Source organism: Methanosarcina sp., from assembly GCF_028693135.1.
Classification (GTDB): Archaea; Halobacteriota; Methanosarcinia; order Methanosarcinales; family Methanosarcinaceae; genus Methanosarcina.
This window is the reverse complement of sequence record NZ_JAQUVZ010000045.1, coordinates 1-14,590: the sequence shown is the minus strand read 5'-3', so window position 1 is coordinate 14,590 and position 14,590 is coordinate 1. Positions and strand designations below refer to the sequence as shown.

Genomic DNA, 14,590 nt, shown 5'->3' with positions numbered 1-14,590 from the left:
GAAACCTGTGGAAAATATATAGATAAAGTATATATTATTAGATCGGTATATCACAAGCTATGAGTACGATAGGGAAATCCGTAAGGATGGAGCGTATTTTCAACAGAAATACAGGTAATGCCATTATCATTCCCATGGACCATGGGGTCGGTGCTGGTCCCATTTCAGGGCTTACAAACCTTCAGGACGCTGTAAATAAGGTTGCTGAAGGTGGAGCTAATGCCGTACTCGGGCACATGGGGCTTGCCAAACACGGGCACAGAGGATACGGGCACGATGTGGGCCTTATAATCCACCTCTCAGCTTCAACCTCTCTTTCTGTTGACCCTAACCATAAAGTTCTTGTAACGACTGTGGAAGAAGCCATAAAAGTCGGAGCTGACTGTGTATCTGTTCATATAAACATAGGGGCTGAAGACGAATATGAAATGCTGCAGGGACTCGGCTATGTTGCAGGAAAATGTGATGAATGGGGAGTTCCTCTCCTTGCGATGATGTATCCGCGCGGGAAAAAAGTCCGTTCCGAATACGACGTGGATGTAGTAAAACATGCAGCCAGAATCGGGGCTGAGCTCGGGGCAGACATTGTCAAAACAAACTACACCGGAAGCCCTGAAACTTTCAAAGAGGTTGTAGAGGGATGCCCCGTACCTGTGATTATTGCAGGCGGTCCCAAGATGGGATCAGAAAAGGAACTGCTGGAAATGATCGAAGGTTCCCTTGAAGCAGGTGGTCGTGGTGTTGCAATCGGAAGAAACGTCTTCCAGGCAGAAGATCCCACAGGTCTTGTACGAAGAATTGCAAAAGTTGTCCACGAAGGTATGACTGCAGAAGAAGTGATAAAACTGGCCAGCAAGGTCTGAAACCCAGATGCTTAAAGGGCGTAAGTAAATTAATAGATTAACAAAGAAATGAACCCAGGACTCGTTACGAAATAACCTTGGTAACGCATAATTATTATAGAAGTTAAGCGAGCGGCTTGCTTATGAAAATGGTGGAGTACAGTCTAAAAAGTTACCTATGTGATTTCGCGGTGGGTCCTTAGTTAAGATTTTGCTTTTATATATACCGGAACGGGAAATTTACCTCTCAGGAAAATTTATCGGCATTTCTTCCATAAAAAATAAAGGCTGAGCTGTTTTTCAGGAAAGATTGTCCTTCAGAGAAATAACAAACAAAAGTGAAGAACTGGCTTCATGACTTCAACTAAGCTTTAAATGACAGATACCACCTAGTTGAAAAACTCATTCGGAATTACAAAAGTTATAGAAAAATAAGCGGTCCCTGATTAATTGGTTGGTATTATTTCAAAATGACCTTAAATGACATCTCACGTTCGTTCTTTTCACGCGCCGCGCTCCACTTGAACCCACCAGTTTACCGTAAATATAAACGAACTCAGTAGCTGTGCTGGGGCTCGAATTCCAAAATATCAACCCTGAAGCAGGGAACAAACGAAAATAGCGAAGAACCAAAAATATTTATCTTTTCCCCATATTTAAAAATAGCATGGCCAGGGTTACGAGCCAAGTTACTACAATGACTACTCAAACAGTACCTAGAGAGTTACTCATTGTAATGTTCTTTTTTTTGATAATCTTTGTTTTCTATTTTTTTTACAGGAAAAAGAGAAAGTGACATTGGTGACGTTTTTCACTACACCCTGGATATAAGAGACTCCCTGGAACCATATTAGAGATATCCAGACACATAGTGGAGATAAGCCTGGGACCATATTGACCTTATTAGAAACCTCAATCAAAATAGGTATATGCGAGGCTCGAACAATGGAAGCTTTTTTTGTCAAAATAGACTTCACACCCATTGAAAGCTTGTCAGATAAGATCCTGTTTCTGTATAGACCAGGCAAAGAACATTCTGTTCACCTGTAGATTCCAGTGGAAATCAGGGGCTTTGCAGATTTCTGCAGGAAAGAGAAAAAACAAGAGATTGATGGGATTGATATCTCTCGAGAGAGTTAGAGAGAATAGCACTCAGATGAATAAAAGAAACAAGCAGAGGATAATGAGAATCATATAGCAAAAAATTAAAAACCTGGGCCCGGGAATCAGAGAGGATTATTGCTCCGGACCAAAAATGCATTCTATGAAATTATGCCTGAATCAGAAGTCTACAAATGGCACAAGGTCACAACCTGTGCATTTCAGGCACATTGTCTTTGCAAGCCCTGGATCAAGCCCATACTTATTCAGGACTTCACCTTCCATTTTCGCAAGCTTTAAAAGGCGCTCAGGAGATGGACGTTCGGTAAAACAGTCTCCAGCCCTGAGGGGATGAGGGTTTACCGGACGAAGGACGGGAATTACCCCAATCTTTGCAAGGGTCTCGACACCTTCCCGGACAGAAGCGTCGCTCTCACCAAGCCCGATTATAAAGTTGCTAAAGACTCTGTTTTTTCCGAAAATTTCTACAGCTTCTTTAAGCCTGTCCAGAATGTAGTCAATGGAAAGGTCCCCGCATACTTTCTGGAAAATCTCTCTGTCCATGGTTTCGACATTGTATTTGACTTCGGCAACTCCGGCATCATAGAATTTGCGGGAACAGCCCTCTGTCGGATACACCGAAACTCCTATGGGAACATTGTATTTTTTGAGGGCAGGAAGCAGTTTGAGCACGCGCTCAACTTCCCCTTCGATTGAGGTTTCGACTCCTGAAGTAAGAGAGATGGCTTTGAGGGTTCCTGCCCTCATAACCTCATCCACTATGTTCAGGACTTCCTCTTCGCTCTTGACATGCCCCTGAAGTTTGGGCACAGGGCAGTATTTGCAGTCAAAGATGCACCGTTCACAGAGCGTAATGAAAGCCTGCTCAGGACAGTGGGCAGGAGCAGGCTCAAGTTTTCCCCTGAGAAGTTCTTTTCCTTCATGGAAAAGCGCGACTGCCCCGTCATCTCCTGCTGCTTCAATGGAAAGCGGAGAGTTCTTACTTACGCTGAGCCTGACTCGCTTTTTCCCTGACCTGAAAAAGACGGAGCTGGTACCTGCCCCTGGGCCTGCAGTAGAACCTCGAGCCCTGGGAATAAGCGAAGGGTCCACAGAAACGGAACCTATTGAAATAAGAAAAGCTTTTATTTCCGGCGTAATTTGCGTGCCTTGCATTTTAGATGTTCCTCAAAATAACTATTTTTTCCTATAGTTCCGACTTTTTTCATCGGTACCAGATAGTATATAAATGCTTCTGAAAAAAATAATTTAATCAGTCTGCCCCCACATTTGAAATAAGGAAGATTCTTTTCTTTGTGAATTAATTTCGTTGTTAGAAATAGAAAAAAAGCATTTTTCCCCCGATAAAGTCGAAATCAGCACATATAAATAAAAGGAAAGAAATTTAAATCTTGAAATAAATCGAGGAGGAATAAGAGTTATGTTGAAGAAGTGGTTTGCAGTACTTTTAATACTCATATGTGCCATTTTTGCTGCTTCATCGGGATGCAGTGAAAACAGCGAAGAGGATATGAATGTTCCTGAAGGGTCGGTTGAAGACAACGAAGAAGAGGATTCTGCAGAGGACGTTGGAGAAGAAGAAGTTAAAGTGGAAATGGTATCCATCGGAGATTCCAGTGACTGGTGCTCTGTAGGTTCTTCCTGGAAGTCAACAAACCCCCAGACAGGCGAAGAAGTCACAATGAAGATCATAGGAACCGAAACTATTGATGGAGTTCCGATGTGCAAGGCCGTTTATGAGACTAACATCGAAGATGAAGACTTCTCCAAAGTTGAATATTTGTGGTCTGAAGATGGAGAAACCTATTTCTGGACTGCTTATGACGCGTCAGGAAAAACAATTTCCGAGATGAGTATGAAAGACGGCAAAATGAAAATTGTTGATGAAGAAGGCAATGTAATGGAATATTCCACGGGGCAATAAAATAAGATAAGACCGTCAATTCTGCTGGATTTTCCAGCAATTCCGTTTTTTCTTGAAATTCTTTTTTTTCTTGAAATTCTGTACCTGTAATCTATTCTATACCTCTGGTTATCTACATTTAAACCGAATTTAAGAATAACCTTTTAAACTCCTTTTTCGCAGGACAGAAAAATCTGTGTTCATGTCCGAATATCCTTAAACTCATATGCAAATATGGCATAAACTCAGATGAAAATATGATAGAAAGAGAGCGTCAGATTCTGATTTATCCAGGGACTTTAGCGAGATTATAATGGTTATATAATATTAGATCCGGGGGTTAAAGTTAGAATAATACAATAATAATTGATAAATAAAATAACATTATGTGTTAAATAAATTTACAAAAGTGTTATATACTTGAAGTGCATAGTAGAATTTGCGTTCTCATCTCTTCAACACCCCACAATAGTACAAGATCTACTCCACAATTAAAGGGATAAAGAAAAACTAAACTAAAAAACTCGCAACCCGTGAGTCCAATACCTCAATATCTCTTCCCAGAAAAGAATAAAAGCATCTCTTAAAGCCGTTCGGAACTTCCAGGTTTTTGGATGGGAACGCAATACTATTTTTAAGAACATGAAATAATTTTAAGAGATTTGAGACCCCTGAAAAATTAGCAGAATTTTAGAGTTGACCTTCTACGGCTCCTTTTAAGAAAAAACATTTGTTGTTCTATTGTTAGTGATAATCATTCAAAAATTCACGATTCTCATTAAATTACCACTTCAAAAAACGAGAATTGAAAACTGTCAAAAGGTCACAATTTATGATTTAGAGCCTATCCGAAAAGTCAGTAATGCATGTTGAAAAGTTACAATATGTCTATAATGTCAGAGTATCCGTTCCGGTTTTTCATATTGCATTGTAAAAGTTACAGTAGGTAACCACTTTTCGGACAGGCTCTTAATTGACTTTTTATAGATAAAAAACAAAAGAGAACTGTTGCAGAGATCGGATTGAATGATAAAATTAGAAAAATAAAGAGGAAGACCAGGATAATATAAGAAATATTAGATGGGTCTGTATAAAATATTTACATAAGACATATATACAATGAGAGTATAGTATAATTTGCGTTCTCATCCCTTAACCCCCACTAGCAAACACCTACTCCACATGTAAAGGGATAAAACAGAGACATAAAGAATTAAACGTGAAAACAGGAAACTCGCAACCCGTGAGTCCAGTACCTCAATATATCTTCCCAAACTAAAATAAAAGTATCTCTTAAAACCTTTAGGAACTTTCAGGTTTTTGGATGGGAACGCAATACTATTTTTCAAAAGATTATTACAACAGAAAGTATTTGTAGAGTACTTTCAGGAATTATTGGTATTGTTTTTAAAATAAAGGAATAAATTATTTTTGCGAGTTATTTCCATGCTCCGTGCAACACCGGAGCCTGCATACAGTAAAATAAAAAGTCAACTCCCCCTGAGCTAAAGACTCAGGGGTTTCCTGCTGAAGGTTTATGAAAGCGTTAGTCTCGGGACTCTGATACCAGGATATAAACCGTATACTGGAAAGGCCAGTTTTTGGACAAAAATTGAGTCAAATATAAAGAATATGGCTATAGTTGCCAATTATACAGGTTGCCTTTAAAAAAATTTAGAATCCTTAAATCGAGAGTCCTGAAAACAAAATCAAAATAATTATATATTTACCCTCCTGAGTTTTAAAGGATAGTTTTTACAGCAAAGGAGAGCATTAATGATGGAAGAAATAGATGAAATTGACCTTTTTCTGGATTCACAGGTAAAAAACGAAAAAGAACTAATGCAGGAAAAATGTGAGAAGACTTACAATGCAGCATCCAACCAGATTCGCAGGGATATGATGCGAACGGTTTGTTTTCTCGGAAAAAGTAAAGAAGAGCTTCTTAAAGAAACTGGCCTTGATGAAGCTGCTTTAAAGTTTCACGCTGAAATTCTAATAAATGCTGATTTTCTCTTTCAGGATGAAAAGAGCGTTTACAGGCTGACTGAACTCGGGCTGAAAGTACTTCCCAAACTATGAAAGTTTTCAGCCTGCTTATCAGGTTTGGTTAATGTCAGGTCCGGTTATTTACTGGTTTCCATCTGCTTCAGTGAACTACCCCTGAGCTAAAGACTCAGAGGCTTCCTTTTCGGTATTGTAAAAAAGGTATATTTCCTGGATACAATAACCCTGAAAAACATATCAAGCAAAAGCAGCTCAAGCGAAAGAAAATCGAAAAGCTGCTCCTTGGAGGGGGAAAAATTTTGAAGGAAAACTCCATGAAACACATCCCGGATAAAAGGCTATACCAATTTTATATATAGTAGAAAATATATTATAGTCGTCAACCCGATACAGAATCTTTTTTCAGGATAATAAGGACCGGAAAAACATGAAAGTCATGATTATAGGAGGTTTTCTCGGAAGCGGGAAAACAACCACAATTCTGAAAATCAGCAGGCGACTTAGCGAGGCTGGAAAACGAACGGCGATTATCGTAAATGAAATCGGAGAAATAGGGCTCGACGGAGAGACACTCAAAAGCCCGGGAATTAAAACTGAAGAATTGACAAGCGGCTGCATCTGCTGCACACTCAGAATCAGTATGCAATATACTCTTCAGACCCTTGAAGAAGAGTTCAGGCCCGATATTGTGATTATTGAACCAACAGGAATTGCTTTTCCCGGGCAGATAAGGGAAGAAATCGAAATAATGGGACTCTCTGAACTGTCCTTTGCTCCGGTTGTGACTATAGTAGACCCAGGACGTTTCGGCACTGAGGCAAAAGAAATTCCAAGATTTATCGAGAACCAGGTAAAGGAAGCTGAAATCCTCTGCATAAACAAGGTAGACATAGCACCTGCAGAAATAGTCATGGCAACAGAACAGATGCTTACCGAACTGAACCCTGAAGCGAAAATCCTGAAGATTTCAGCAAAATTAGGAGATGAACAGTTTGAAAACCTGCTCATCCATTTAGCAGTCCCCGGGATTGGGAAACCTCCTCAGGAAAAGAAAAATTCCATTGAACTTTCGGAAGTCTCGGCTCACTCGGTTATCTATACCCTCAAATCCTGCACTCTTAGCCCTGAAAAAGGCAGGCTACTTATCGAAGAGAGCCTTCAAACCATAAGGGACAGAGTAAAGGAAATTAACCCTGATTTTGTAGGGCATGTTAAACTTTCCCTGAAACTCCCAGACTACATGGTCAAGGGCAGTGTAACTTCCTCAGAAGAAGCTCCACAGGTGGAATTTACTTCTCGTAAAAATGAAAAGTTCGAACTCAGGCTGCTTTCCGCAATTACAAAGGTCCCGAAAGAGAGGCTCACAGGAATAGTAGAGAGCACACTTGAAGAGAAATTGAGGGAATCAAACACTTCTTTTGAGAGAAAAGAACAGCATCATGGCACGCGTACAGAAATAAAAGGGCTCATGAAAAAGAAGTAAAAAAACCGAATAGAAAAACACCGATTTCATTATTATTTCGGATATTTTAAAAAGTCCGGTTTCAATCAGTAAAAAAAATCAAATATTAGAAAAATGAGATATTAAAGTATAGAGAAGTGGAGTTTCAATATGCATGATGAAATTGACGAACTTGATGCTTATTTCGCATCGAAGGGAGAAACTACAGAAGCCGAAGCTCTCAAGTTGGAACATATGATGATGGAAAAGATTTCCATAAACCCTGCAAGAAGGAAACTTCTCCGAATAGTTGGTATCTTTGGGAAAACTGAAAAACAGCTAAAGGAAGAGTCAGGGTTAAACGATTTCTTCTTTAAGTTTCATATGGATTTACTGCTCAAAGAAGGATTCCTCAAGTTTGAAGACGGAATATACCGCCTTAAGGATCTAGGAATTGCAATGCACGATTCCGTATGTTAAAAAGCATATTTTCTAATCTTCCTTTTTCTAATATTCCTTTTTCTGAGATTCCTTTTTCTGAGATTCCTTATTCTTTTATTCCTTATTCTTTTTACGTATTTTCAAGAACATAAATTGTGAGAGCGTGAGCCTTAGCTCATTCCGATTCCTGAAAATTGCATTTTGCTAAAAAGCGATAAGTTTTTATGTTTGTCTGAGTAATGGCGTTATGACCAAATTTTTCGATATTCTATGGAAGTTTCAAAAACGTACCGATCTAATTTCCAGGTACATATCGAGCAAATAAATAGGAGTGTGAAAAAATATGCCAGCAATAGTTAATGCAGATGAATGTTCTGGATGCGGAACCTGTGTCGATGAATGCCCCTCTGAAGCAATAACCCTTGACGAAGAAAAGGGACTTGCAGTAGTCGATCAGGACGAATGTGTAGAGTGCGGTGCATGTGAAGAAGCATGCCCGAACCAGGCAATCAAAGTACAAGAATAAAATCAGACAGCATGGAATAAATTTTTTATTCCATATTTCTTTTTCCTTTTTATCAGATTATTTTTTATCTCTACGGAGGTAGCTTTTTAAATGGTAGCAGTTAAAGCGGGTATTTTAGGCGCCACTGGCGCTGTAGGGCAGAGATTTGTAGAAGCACTTGCAAACCATCCCTGGTTTGAGATTACAGCCCTTGCAGCGTCCGAAAGAAGCGCCGGCAAAACGTATAGAGAAGCGGCAGGCTGGAGGCTGGATACCGCCATGCCAGAAAGTGTCGAAAATATAGAGGTTGTTCCTGTAGACCCAAAAGCCGTTGATGCAGATGTGGTCTTTTCGGCTCTTCCTGCAGACCTTGCCATTACGGTAGAACCCGAGTTTGCAAAAGCCGGGTTTGCAGTTGCAAGCAATGCATCATCCTACAGGATGGAAAAAGATATCCCTCTTGTAATTCCTGAAGTAAACCCCGAACACATGGGACTCATTGAGGTCCAGCAGGACACAAGGGGCTGGGACGGATACATTATTACAAACCCAAACTGCTCCACAATTGTCATGACAGTTACCTTAAAGCCCCTCATGAAGTTCGGGCTCGAAACCGTACAGGTAGCAACAATGCAGGCGATTTCCGGAGCAGGTTTTTCCGGAGTTCCAGCCATGGCAATCTATGATAACGTAATCCCCTATATAGGGAGCGAAGAAACAAAAATGGAGACTGAAACCTTAAAGCTCCTTGGGGAATTTAATGGCTCAGAAATCGTGCCTGCAGATATGAAGGTCAGTGCTTCCTGTCACAGAGTCCCCGTAATCGATGGGCACACGGAAGCTATCTGGGCAGGCATGAGGGATAAACCCACCCCTGAAGAAGTAAGGGAAGCTTTCCTCAAGTTCGACCCGAAACTTGGAGAACTTCCTTCAGAGCCGCGTAAAGCCCTTATAGTTCGGGACGAAGTCGACAGACCTCAGCCGCGCCTTGACCGCAATATGGGAAAAGGCATGAGTGTTTCTGTGGGCAGAATCAGAGAAGGAATCCGCTACATCGCGATGGGGCACAATACAATCCGCGGAGCTGCAGGTGCAAGTGTCCTTAATGCGGAACTCCTGCACTCGATTGGCAAGCTCTGAAAATAAAGATAAAAATAGAAGTAAAAAGTAAAAGTCTAAAAGCTTCAGACATTTACTTTTTTACTTTACTTTTACGGAATTAGTTTTAATGTTTCAGGAAAAGAGTTTTCTTGCAACCTCTTCTGCCCTGTGCATGACCTCTCTTACAGGTACTCCGCTGACTTTTGCAATCTTTTTGCAGTCCTCGAATTCCGCAGAGATATTGAGCAGAACCCCTTCCGAGTCCCTAGCAATCTTGACTGCGGTTTCAAACTCCTGACCATCAAGCTCTACTTTTATCATTTCGATATTTCGAGCAGCCATGAGCCTGTGCCGCGCAGGCATAACCCTGACTCCAAGAGACCCTGTTTCAATAATGATCTTCCGGGCGAGTTTTGCGCTGTCTTCAGGCTTTGCAATGACCTTGATAATATGGGCAGGCCTTCCTTTTTTCATGGTTGCAGGTATAATCGCAACATCCCTGGCTCCCATCGAGAGCAGTTCCTCAAAAAGGTTGCCCAGGACTTCCCCGCTTACATCGTCGGCATTTGTCTCAAGAACCTCAATTATATCCTGAATCAGGTGGGCATCAGGTTCAAGAAGCACTCCCTGGAGCACATTGGGTCCCGGAAGCTCGGCGTCTCCTGCCCCATACCCAACAGCAATTGCCCTACCCTGAGGAAAAGCCTCAACAGGCTTTGCAAAATGTGAGAGAATAGCAGCCCCTGTAGGGGTCAGCAGTTCCTTATTCACATTTCCTCCCCTGAAATAGAGTTTTCCCCTTCTGAGAATCTCAAGGGTTGCAGGAGCTGGTACAGGAAGAGTTCCATGGGCACATTCTATTGTTCCGCTGCCCACATTTATCGGGGTGCAGTAAACCGAGGAACAGTTAAGGGAATGGATGGCTGCAGAAGAGCCTATGACATCGGCAAGGGCATCGCTCTGCCCCACCTCATGAAAGTGGAGTTTTTCAAGATCAGGTTGCCCATGGACTGCGGCTTCGGCTTCGGCCATTTTCAAAAAGATATTAAGAGCACTTGCTTCCACCTTATGAGGCAGTTTTGCAGCCTTTACGAGGTCCAGGATTTCAGGGTATGTTCGGACAGGCTCTTTTTCAGGCACGTTTATGCGAACATCCAGGGCTCGAATTCCCTTTTTCATCACTTCCCTTATATCCATGGATACAGGCGCCGAAGCTTCAACCAATTCCTTTACCGTTTTCCTGTCAGCTCCGAGGTCGAGAGCACATGCCAGAATCATATCCCCGGCTGCCCCTGAAAAAGGATTAAAGACCAGTGTTTTCATAGAGTTTCACCCTGAATTTTACTTCGGACTTATTTACAGTTATTTTTCTCCCTGCTCTTCATCCTGTTCCACAGGTTCGGTTATTTTCCGTGTTCCGGCAGCGACAGCAACCATATTGGCGATCCTGGCTGCATAAGCCCCTGCAACAAATCCCGCATCAATGTTTACCACTGCAAGTACAGAGCAGGACTGAAGCATTGACAATAAAGCTGCTTTTCCTCCACCACCTGCCCCGTAACCGGTGGATACAGGAAGCCCTATTACCGGCACATCGACAAGCCCGGAAACTATGGTTGGAAGTGTTCCTTCCCTTCCGGCTGCAACAACGATTGCTCCGGGGTTCCTGAGTTTGAGTTTCTGGAGTTCAGGGATCAGCCTGTGGATGCCAGCAACCCCAACATCATAAACAGCAACGGTTTCACAGCCCATTTCAGAAGCAATAACCCTGGCTTCTTCTGCAGCAGGGATATCTGCCGTGCCTGCGGATATGACCCCAACGACCCCTCCGGTACTTGGGGCAGGAGTGCCATCGTGAATAACCACCGTACGTGCCCGGCTGTTCCATTCGAGTTTGTCCTCGGGAAACACTGCCCTCAAAGCTTTAAGGTGAGGGATGGAGACTCGCGTAATCAGGGCTCTTTTACTTTGTTCTACCATAACCCTGGCAATCTCTACTACATCTTCAGGTTCCTTGCAATCAGCAAGAATAGCTTCGATTATTCCAGTCCTGCTTTTCCGATGGGAATCAAGTTTTGCAATGTTGGAACAACTGACAAAACCCATCGACCTGATTTGCTCTTCCGCAGCTTCAGGCCCTAGTTCTCCGTTTTTGAGATCCTGTAAAATTCTTGTTAAATCCAAAGGAACCACCTCCCAATTTATGGATGTCTAAGAATTAAAGATTACATCTACAGCAATAAAAAGATTCCATATATAGCCGCTCTGAGATCCAGAAAATAAAAAATCCGGATGAAAAGCGAATTTCAGTTTTGAAAGCAGGTCTTTATCCGGTAAGGAGATTTGAGTTTATCATTACAGCATAATTTTTTAGAATTGCTGGATAGAGTATGATCAGTCCTATCAGAGCCTTCTTCAGTGAAATCGGCTGTAAAGTTTTTTATCCCTGTCAGGGCTTTTTCTTCAATTATTTCCCTGAGTTCATGGAGAGAAAGTTTTAGGCCGGCTTTCCGAAGATAGGATGCAAGTTCTTTTAATTCTTCGTACTCCACCCTGACAGAAAGCGGCTTTTGCCCTTTTCCTTTGACAATTTTCAGACTGATATCTCCTTCCCATAAAGGCACTTCAGCCTCGTCCCGGAAAGAGACAAAGAGTTTTCGAATCTCATAATCGAAAGGATAATGCTCTGTTCTCAAAACCCTGACCCCCAGAGCTCCGGTCTCCAGTGCCATGAACTCGGCAAGGGAATCAAGAGCTTCTTCCTCACTATCAATGAGAAAAATATACTCATTCCTGCCTTTCTTTGTAAGGGCAGGTATTACATGTACGTTTTTAGCTCCAAGTTTCATCAATTCTTCGATCAGGTACGGGACCTGATCGCAGGTGATATTGTCAATGTTAGTCATCAACAACAAAAGAAAACCTCCGGGTGTTTTACAGAGCAGAAAAAGGCAGAGGTGGAAATGGAGTAAAAGCCTGTAACTTAAATCCTTTCTCCTCTGCCCAGAGTCGTTCAAGGTCGTTTTTTGTGGATGAGCTGATTTTCAGCTTAGGGTGGTACTCAGACGCCTTTCATGGAATCCATTATCCGGACTGCAAGTTTTGCAACTTCCAGGGCTTTTTCCCGGGCTCCAGGAATTGCAGCCGAACCGCCCTTTCCACCTTTTTCAGCTAGTTTTGCAGCTTCCTTTGGCTCAAGTACCTTCATTGCAGCAGCAACAGCTGCAGGTACGGTGATGTTGATAATTGAATGCCCTGAAAGCTGCAATTCAGAGACAGGAATGGCTGCCAGAGGTATGATTTCAAGAAGGTCCTTCTTGTCGTTGAAAATGGCATCCGGGATCACGTTCTGCCCGAGCCCCTTGAGTTCAAAGGTCTTGCCGTCAACTGTCAATTTTACGTCTGCGTCCGTGTCAAAACCATAGTAAGCATTCGTGAAGGGATGGTTCCTGCGGGCCCCGCCGACCAGTTTTGTGATTTCGATCTTAAGCTCATGCCCGGTCATGGCCCCCAACATTGCTGCAGCCCGAGTTTCAACAGTGGTCTTCCTTTCAAGGTCGAGTTCTCGGACAACCTCTTCTACAGACTTGCCGGCATTTATATCATCATAAGCCTTCTGTGCCCGGCGGTAGATTGCAGCCGAGCGAACCCCTTCAGTCCCGAGGATCATGGAACGAGTAATCAGACCTCTACGGACCTGCTCGGTCTTCCTGGAGATGGTGTTAAGGGCAACTGCAGCAATTTCAGGATCAAGCCACTCGTTTTTCTTCACCTCTGCAATGACATCGGCTGCCTGTTCCACATTACCCCCGTATTTGATAAGGGCCCTGAGGGTAATGATCGTGTCTGCGGTCATGTGCCCTAGAGGAGGCATAATAGGCCCGCCCGAAAAGCCTGCTCCGATTTCAACTGATTCCTTAAAGGCGCAGAGCATTTCCCCAAAAGACATCATCCCGACAACTGTGGGAGCCCCGATATCTTTTAAGAGGACGCCCAGGTCCCCCACAATTCTGGCAGAGTCGTATTCCTCGTCCGTTCCGCGCATGTGGAGTTTTTCCGGGATGCCGGCAACTTCACATGCAGCTTTTCCTGAAAGATAAGCGCTGTTAACATCAAAGAAGCCCCCGTATTCCTCCCCAACAAAAGCATCGGGGTGGACTATTTCCAGAGCTGCGGCAGACCCTATGATCGCACAGATAATCGGGCTTGCAGAAACCCCTGCCCCCCAGTAAGCCTGCATCATGGCTTCTGTCCCTATCTTTGCAGCATTCATAGCCACTTCCGGAAAGCCGATGTCTTCTCCAAGGGTGTTATGCCCATACAGAGGACCCCCTGCAACCCCTAGAGGAATTTTTCTCCCATCAATTCGGGTCAGTTTGCCCTCTGCCATGGCATTGTAAATCGCCTGAACTGCCGCAAAACCCGATACTTTGTTATTGGACTTGGGAGTGGGAATGGCTATAACCCCTGTCCTATCGGCTCCTGCAATCATACGGGCAAGTGCCCCTATCTTCCGGTTCCCTGCAGGTACTCCGGCCTGGGCATTGGAACCTGCAAAGTAGCATATTGTAGCTGCAAAAAGGGCTGCATTTGCGGGACATGCTCCGGCTTCTTCTGCTGCTTCAATACCTTTTTTGAGTACATGATCGATTTCCAGGCTGCCACTGTCTTCATCAGTAAGCTTGATATTCGCACCCCGGAAAAGCTCTGTAGCAATAGCGTTTGCAGCACACATAGCGCCTATATTTGTCATTCCATGTCCTTTGGTAAGGGCTTCTATTCGATCGTTTGTAAGATTCTGGAGATCTGAAACTGAGGCCATTACTGCAGCACATACTTCGTTATTCAAGATATATTGCCTCCTCTAAAAAATATAAATATACAAATATCCTTCAATAATTCAAAAGTTTTCATGTAAATAGTTATGTAGTAACACTGTTATCACGAAGAATAAATCCAAATATATATATGAAGAAAAGTATAAATTAAGTAAAATTGATTTCAGTTCTCATGGTGAACATTGGAAAACGAGATGAAAAAAACCCTTCGAAGCCCTGCAACACCCTAGAGAATAAAGAATGGTAAAAAAACTGTGAGTAAAAAATATCAGCGATACATTTAAAAATCCGAATTGTCAATGTGTAGAGATCATCATGCTCATAGTACTCTCATTAGGCGGTTCAATTCTCGCAAAAAATCTTGATTCGGATCGTTTTTTAAAATACGCA

12 protein-coding genes are annotated in these 14,590 nt (G+C 42.6%); 7 read left to right on the top strand and 5 right to left on the bottom strand.

What is annotated here, in order from left to right; translation table 11 throughout:
- Positions 1 to 59 precede the first annotated feature (59 nt).
- Positions 60 to 863 (top strand): 2-amino-3,7-dideoxy-D-threo-hept-6-ulosonate synthase, encoded by an 804-nt coding sequence (locus PHF18_RS14930; RefSeq protein WP_300104245.1) that lies wholly within the window; start codon positions 60 to 62, stop codon positions 861 to 863.
- 1,260 nt (positions 864 to 2,123) lie between these two features.
- Here the strand turns inward: PHF18_RS14930 and PHF18_RS14925 are convergent.
- Positions 2,124 to 3,119 carry a radical SAM protein gene (locus PHF18_RS14925; protein WP_300104243.1) on the bottom strand — a complete coding sequence of 332 codons (996 nt, stop codon included), beginning with the start codon at positions 3,117 to 3,119 and terminating at the stop codon, positions 2,124 to 2,126.
- Positions 3,120 to 3,384: 265 nt separating this feature from the next.
- On the opposite strand from PHF18_RS14925, the gene PHF18_RS14920 reads away from it, so the two are divergent.
- From PHF18_RS14920 to asd, 6 genes are all read left to right on the top strand, one after another.
- Positions 3,385 to 3,888 (top strand): hypothetical protein, encoded by a 504-nt coding sequence (locus PHF18_RS14920; protein WP_300104241.1) that lies wholly within the window; start codon positions 3,385 to 3,387, stop codon positions 3,886 to 3,888.
- A gap of 1,755 nt (positions 3,889 to 5,643) precedes the next feature.
- Positions 5,644 to 5,949, top strand: a complete 306-nt coding sequence (locus PHF18_RS14915; RefSeq protein ID WP_300104240.1) for a hypothetical protein — start codon at positions 5,644 to 5,646, stop codon at positions 5,947 to 5,949.
- 352 nt (positions 5,950 to 6,301) lie between these two features.
- Positions 6,302 to 7,357, top strand: coding sequence for a GTP-binding protein (locus PHF18_RS14910; protein WP_300104238.1), 1,056 nt, complete (start codon positions 6,302 to 6,304; stop codon positions 7,355 to 7,357).
- Positions 7,358 to 7,486: 129 nt separating this feature from the next.
- Entirely contained in the window at positions 7,487 to 7,795 is a 309-nt protein-coding gene (locus PHF18_RS14905) for a hypothetical protein (RefSeq protein ID WP_300104237.1), read from the top strand.
- A gap of 304 nt (positions 7,796 to 8,099) precedes the next feature.
- Positions 8,100 to 8,282: a 4Fe-4S binding protein gene (locus tag PHF18_RS14900; protein WP_300104236.1), complete on the top strand. Its 183-nt coding sequence runs from the start codon at positions 8,100 to 8,102 to the stop codon at positions 8,280 to 8,282.
- Positions 8,283 to 8,372: 90 nt separating this feature from the next.
- Entirely contained in the window at positions 8,373 to 9,401 is a 1,029-nt protein-coding gene (gene asd, locus PHF18_RS14895; RefSeq protein ID WP_300104235.1) for an aspartate-semialdehyde dehydrogenase, read from the top strand.
- A 93-nt stretch (positions 9,402 to 9,494) separates the two neighbouring features.
- Here the strand turns inward: asd and larC (PHF18_RS14890) are convergent, their stop codons facing one another.
- The 4 genes from larC (PHF18_RS14890) to PHF18_RS14875 all read right to left on the bottom strand — a co-directional run bounded on the left by larC (PHF18_RS14890) (position 9,495) and on the right by PHF18_RS14875 (position 14,211).
- The gene (gene larC, locus PHF18_RS14890) at positions 9,495 to 10,685 is read right to left on the bottom strand and encodes a nickel pincer cofactor biosynthesis protein LarC (RefSeq protein ID WP_300104233.1); all 1,191 of its coding nucleotides are present in this window, start codon (positions 10,683 to 10,685) and stop codon (positions 9,495 to 9,497) included.
- Between the two features lie 39 nt (positions 10,686 to 10,724).
- On the bottom strand, positions 10,725 to 11,546 hold the full coding sequence (larB, locus tag PHF18_RS14885) for a nickel pincer cofactor biosynthesis protein LarB (protein WP_300104231.1): 822 nt from the start codon (positions 11,544 to 11,546) through the stop codon (positions 10,725 to 10,727).
- A gap of 122 nt (positions 11,547 to 11,668) precedes the next feature.
- Positions 11,669 to 12,268 carry a nickel insertion protein gene (gene larC / locus PHF18_RS14880; RefSeq protein ID WP_300104268.1) on the bottom strand — a complete coding sequence of 200 codons (600 nt, stop codon included), beginning with the start codon at positions 12,266 to 12,268 and terminating at the stop codon, positions 11,669 to 11,671.
- Positions 12,269 to 12,423: 155 nt separating this feature from the next.
- A complete protein-coding gene (locus PHF18_RS14875) occupies positions 12,424 to 14,211 on the bottom strand; it encodes a hypothetical protein (RefSeq protein ID WP_300104230.1) in 1,788 nt (595 codons plus the stop codon).
- Between the last annotated feature and the right edge of the window lie 379 nt (positions 14,212 to 14,590).

Coding starts and splice junctions, on each gene's coding strand:
- PHF18_RS14900 (WP_300104236.1), top strand. CDS start 8,100: ATGCCAGCAATAGTTAATGCAGATGAATGTTCTGGATGCGGAACCTGT.
- larC (WP_300104268.1), bottom strand. CDS start 12,268: ATGACTAACATTGACAATATCACCTGCGATCAGGTCCCGTACCTGATC.
- larC (WP_300104233.1), bottom strand. CDS start 10,685: ATGAAAACACTGGTCTTTAATCCTTTTTCAGGGGCAGCCGGGGATATG.
- PHF18_RS14910 (WP_300104238.1), top strand. CDS start 6,302: ATGAAAGTCATGATTATAGGAGGTTTTCTCGGAAGCGGGAAAACAACC.
- asd (WP_300104235.1), top strand. CDS start 8,373: ATGGTAGCAGTTAAAGCGGGTATTTTAGGCGCCACTGGCGCTGTAGGG.
- PHF18_RS14915 (WP_300104240.1), top strand. CDS start 5,644: ATGATGGAAGAAATAGATGAAATTGACCTTTTTCTGGATTCACAGGTA.
- PHF18_RS14920 (WP_300104241.1), top strand. CDS start 3,385: ATGTTGAAGAAGTGGTTTGCAGTACTTTTAATACTCATATGTGCCATT.
- PHF18_RS14930 (WP_300104245.1), top strand. CDS start 60: ATGAGTACGATAGGGAAATCCGTAAGGATGGAGCGTATTTTCAACAGA.
- PHF18_RS14925 (WP_300104243.1), bottom strand. CDS start 3,119: ATGCAAGGCACGCAAATTACGCCGGAAATAAAAGCTTTTCTTATTTCA.
- PHF18_RS14905 (WP_300104237.1), top strand. CDS start 7,487: ATGCATGATGAAATTGACGAACTTGATGCTTATTTCGCATCGAAGGGA.